This window comes from Methylomonas sp. BG-2 (assembly GCF_057766305.1).
The window spans coordinates 1-3745 of the sequence record NZ_JBYMAP010000310.1; the positions used below are offsets into that span (position 1 = coordinate 1).

Annotated in this window: 5 protein-coding genes and 1 pseudogene; 4 read left to right on the forward strand and 2 right to left on the reverse strand. The window is 54.9% G+C overall.

All coding sequences use genetic code 11. The features are described 5' to 3' along the window. Both AC3B8H_RS19280 and AC3B8H_RS19285 read right to left on the reverse strand, forming a co-directional pair. Window positions 1–537, reverse strand: a pseudogene (locus tag AC3B8H_RS19280) (hypothetical protein); the annotation flags it as partial. A 24-nt stretch (window positions 538–561) separates the two neighbouring features. Next, the gene (locus AC3B8H_RS19285; protein ID WP_488443144.1) at window positions 562–1203 is read right to left on the reverse strand and encodes a polysaccharide biosynthesis/export family protein; all 642 of its coding nucleotides are present in this window, start codon (window positions 1201–1203) and stop codon (window positions 562–564) included. Between the two features lie 219 nt (window positions 1204–1422). Between AC3B8H_RS19285 and AC3B8H_RS19290 the strand changes: the two genes are divergently transcribed. The 4 genes from AC3B8H_RS19290 to ppnP all read left to right on the forward strand — a co-directional run. Continuing rightward, complete coding sequence (locus AC3B8H_RS19290) at window positions 1423–1785, forward strand: HopJ type III effector protein (protein WP_488443145.1); 363 nt, start codon at window positions 1423–1425, stop codon at window positions 1783–1785. After that, the gene (locus tag AC3B8H_RS19295; protein ID WP_488443146.1) at window positions 1786–2841 is read left to right on the forward strand and encodes an NAD(P)/FAD-dependent oxidoreductase; all 1056 of its coding nucleotides are present in this window, start codon (window positions 1786–1788) and stop codon (window positions 2839–2841) included. It abuts the gene before it with no gap. Beyond that, complete coding sequence (gene mnmM / locus AC3B8H_RS19300; protein WP_488443147.1) at window positions 2819–3403, forward strand: tRNA 5-(aminomethyl)-2-thiouridylate-methyltransferase MnmM; 585 nt, start codon at window positions 2819–2821, stop codon at window positions 3401–3403. Before AC3B8H_RS19295 ends, mnmM begins: the two co-directional genes overlap by 23 nt. 31 nt (window positions 3404–3434) lie before the next feature. Next, the coding region (gene ppnP / locus AC3B8H_RS19305; protein ID WP_488443148.1) for a pyrimidine/purine nucleoside phosphorylase at window positions 3435–3745 on the forward strand (311 nt) is incomplete at its 3' end.

Consider the following 3745-nt stretch of genomic DNA (forward strand, 5'->3'; position numbering starts at 1 on the left):
GTAGCGAATCGGATTGGTCAAATTAGGCTTGCGGTCGAAGGCAATATCGACGTAAGCAAAACCCAATTGCAATGTATCCTTCTCGGTAAGGCTGTAGCTGACATTGGGCGCTATGGATCGCGTGGTCTTCGGCACTTGAGTTTGTACGTCGCCGGAACCGGTTAGGTCCAATTGGGTGTTGATCGACGATTCTTCGGAATAATTGGCCGAGATGTCGGTTTTAAAGCGTTCGCCCTTGAACAGGTGGTTGATGTCGGCAATCTTTTCGGAGAAATCCAATTCAGAATTGCCGTGGTAAATCAATTCGTTCCATCTGAAACTGGATTTCAACTCGTTGCCGTCGGCCAAATAACCGAAGGTCAGGCTAGGCGAAACGGTGCTGATCCAATTGTCGCGGCTAGGTTTGGGTTGCAGGCGCAAGTTGTCCTCATAGCGTTCCTTGAACCTGAAATCCGGCTGGAGCAGCAATTCGAGCGCATGACCGCTGGCTGGACAAAGCACCATCGCAGTCACCAGTAAATCCTTTTTGATCGTCATAGATAGTCGTTTCTATCTAATTCCTTAAGGTACGGTAACGGTGTCTCCGGGTTCCAACAGTATGTTCTGTTCCAGATCTTCGCCATCGATGACGTCGCCGTAGTCAAAAGGAAATACTTGGATTTCATTGCCGTTTCTGCGCAAGATGCTGATAGAGCCTTCCTTGGCGAAAATCGACAAACCGCCGGCCAAACTGAGTGCTTGCAGTACGTCCAGGCGCCGGCCGGAAAACACTTGGCCGGGTTTGTTCACCTTGCCGATGACGAACACCGAATTACCTTGATTGTTCAACAGTTTGACACTGACCGATGGGTCTGCGATGTAATCGGCCAGGCGGGAAGTCAGATTGTCCTTCAATTCGGAGATGGTCTTGCCCGACGCCGCGACGGTGCCGATCAGCGGGAAAACGATGGTGCCGTCCGGAGAGATCAGAATCTGTAATTGCTGCAAGCCCTCTTCCTTCCATACCGTAATTTCCAAGGCATCCCCCGGAGAAAGCTGGTAAGCCGCGTAGTTGGTGGTCTCGACGATGACATTGGGCGCTGGCGGCGGGGTTGGGCTAACGGCCGGTTCGCTTGGAATCGCGGTCGCTTGAAGTTCAGGTTCGGCGCGGGTTATCGCCGGGAAAAGCAGACAAAACGACAAAAGAGTAATTACCTGTTTCAAAATGTTTCCCTTATGATGTTATTGAGGTTGCGATCCGTACGGTCCCGACAATTCTACGCCGCCGTCGCGGATTGTATGGACAAAATGTAACAGCAATGCGTCTAGGATAAATTTAGCCGGTTGTAGCGCGAATGGCTAGATATTTCATTCAATTATAATCTTTTATGCCTGCGTTTTGGGCGATATGGTCGCTAATTGTTTCAACTATAAAGGAGTTTCATGAGTAAGCCAATGATGCTTAACGAATTTTTACTGAAGATTCGAGATAACCAACCGGTGACATTTCAAGATTCGATCGCTGTGATTTCGGAAAATTACGACTACCGGCCGACTGAATTCAGTAACGGATTAACCGAGCCCTTGCTCAATCGCGCCGGGCAAAACGAAGGGTCGTGCAAGCTGTTTGCGTTTGGCGCGTTGCAGGGTTTGACGGTAGAGCAAACCCTGAGTTTGTTCGGCGATTATTATCGCCGGGACGTACTCGAGCACCCCGATGGCGATGATCATCAAAATATTCGCCGTTTCATGCGTGACGGTTGGGACGGCATTCGGTTCAGCGGCGAGGCCTTGACGGCCAAATAAGTGAAAGTCGACGTTTTGATCGTCGGTCAGGGCTTGGCCGGCAGTCTGCTCGCCTGGACTTTGTTACGGCGGCGGTTGCGGGTAGTGTTGGTTGACGACGGCCTGGAAAATGCGTCGAAAGTCGCGGCTGGCTTGATTAATCCGATCACCGGCCGGCGCTGGGTAAAGGCCGAGTATTTACCCCAGATGTGGCCGGCGGCGATGTCTTGCTATCGGGCGCTGGCGAATCAGTTTGGACAAGCGTTTTTCGTCGACATGCCGATGCTGCGAGTCTTGCGCGATGAGCAAGATCGCCAGCGCTTGCTCGTTCGTCTGGAAGACCCGAAATACCGGGACTTTCTTACCCTTGATGCACCGCTGCCGGCTGGCCTGCGAGCGCCGTTCGGCGCGGTCCTGCAGGCTGGCACCGGTTTTTTACGCACCGAGGCCCTGTTGGCGCGAATTCGCGAAGCCTTGGTGGCGGCGGGTGTTTATCGCTGCGCCGAGCTCGATTTCCGGCAAATTGTTTTGGAACCCGAGCTCCGATGGCGGGAGTTGGCGCCGCGCTGCATTGTATTCTGCGAAGGACATCGGGCACGTTTCAACCCCTGGTTCGGCGGTTTGCCGTTTCAGGCGGCCAAGGGCGAAATCCTGACCGGCGCGACGACCGGGCGCCTGCCCGAGGCCATGTTAAATTACCGGCATTGGTTGGTGCCTCTGGACGATGGGCGTTTTAAAACCGGTGCCACTTACGAAACCGCGCAACTGGATGCGGTGCCGACCGAGGCGGGCGGAAGAGCGTTGCTGGCCGCGTTACGGACTGTCTACCCCGAGTCGGCCGAATTTCGAATCGAACAGCATCGGGCCGGCATTCGGCCGACCACGTTGGACAAGCAGCCGTTCCTCGGACGTCATCCACGCCATCCGAATTTGTACATATTCAACGGTTTCGGCAGCAAGGGTAGCTTGACCATACCGTGGCTGGCCGAATGCTTCGCCGACTTTTTGCAGCAGCGGGCGGATTTGCCCGCTTGGTGCGACGTGTCTCGATACCATGGCTCGCATTTCCCTGGTTGAGCGGGCGCATGCCTTGGTGGGCGAGTGCGTTAAGCCCGGTGATGCGGTCGTCGACGCAACCCTGGGTAACGGCCATGATGCCGCGTTTCTGGCGCGATGCGTCGGAGCGGGTGGTACGCTGTTCGGCTTCGATGTGCAAGTCCGCGCTTTGGAAAATACCCGGTCGCGTTTGCGCGAGATCGGTTTTCAAGGGCAGGCGGTGTTGACACTGACCAGTCATGCCGATATGGCGACTCACATACCGCCACACTGGCATGGCAGGTTGGCGGCGGTAATGTTCAATCTGGGTTATCTGCCTGGCGGCGATAAAACCGTCGTGACCACGGCGGCGTCGACGCTAACCGCCTTGGAAACCGCTTGCCGATTGTTGTCTTTCGATGGGGTTTTGACGGTGCTGGCTTATCCCGGCCATCCAGGCGGTGATGTCGAAACCGGGCAATTGGCAGCGTGGTGCCAAGCGTTGGACCCTACCGGGTTTACCGTCGAAAGGGTTGACAGCGGTTCCGACAAACCAAGTGCTCCTCGGCTTTTTGCGATTCGAAAGCGAGTCGATCTGATATGATTGCGCTCCTTTTTAGCTACAGACTCGTATTATGACCGAATTCAACAACGTATCCGTCGTCAAGCAAGCCAACGTATATTTCGGCGGTAAGGTAAACAGTCGGACCATTCTGTTCGCCGACGGCAGCCGCAAAACCCTGGGCTTTATGCAGCCGGGTGAATACACTTTCAACACCGGCGCGCCGGAGCTCATGGAAATTCTGGCCGGCGAACTGGAAGTACGCTTGCCCGGAAGCGACGCTTGGCAAACCGTCAAGGGCGGCGAGTCGTTTAACGTCGCCGGAAATGCCGAGTTTACGATGAAGGTTCGGGTGGCCAGCGACTACTGCTGTTCGTTTCTGGG

Bases quoted from the DNA above. Each gene is read 5' to 3' on its own strand.
- AC3B8H_RS19290 (WP_488443145.1), top strand. From the start codon at position 1,423: ATGAGTAAGCCAATGATGCTTAACGAATTTTTACTGAAGATTCGAGAT.
- mnmM (WP_488443147.1), top strand. From the start codon at position 2,819: ATGGCTCGCATTTCCCTGGTTGAGCGGGCGCATGCCTTGGTGGGCGAG.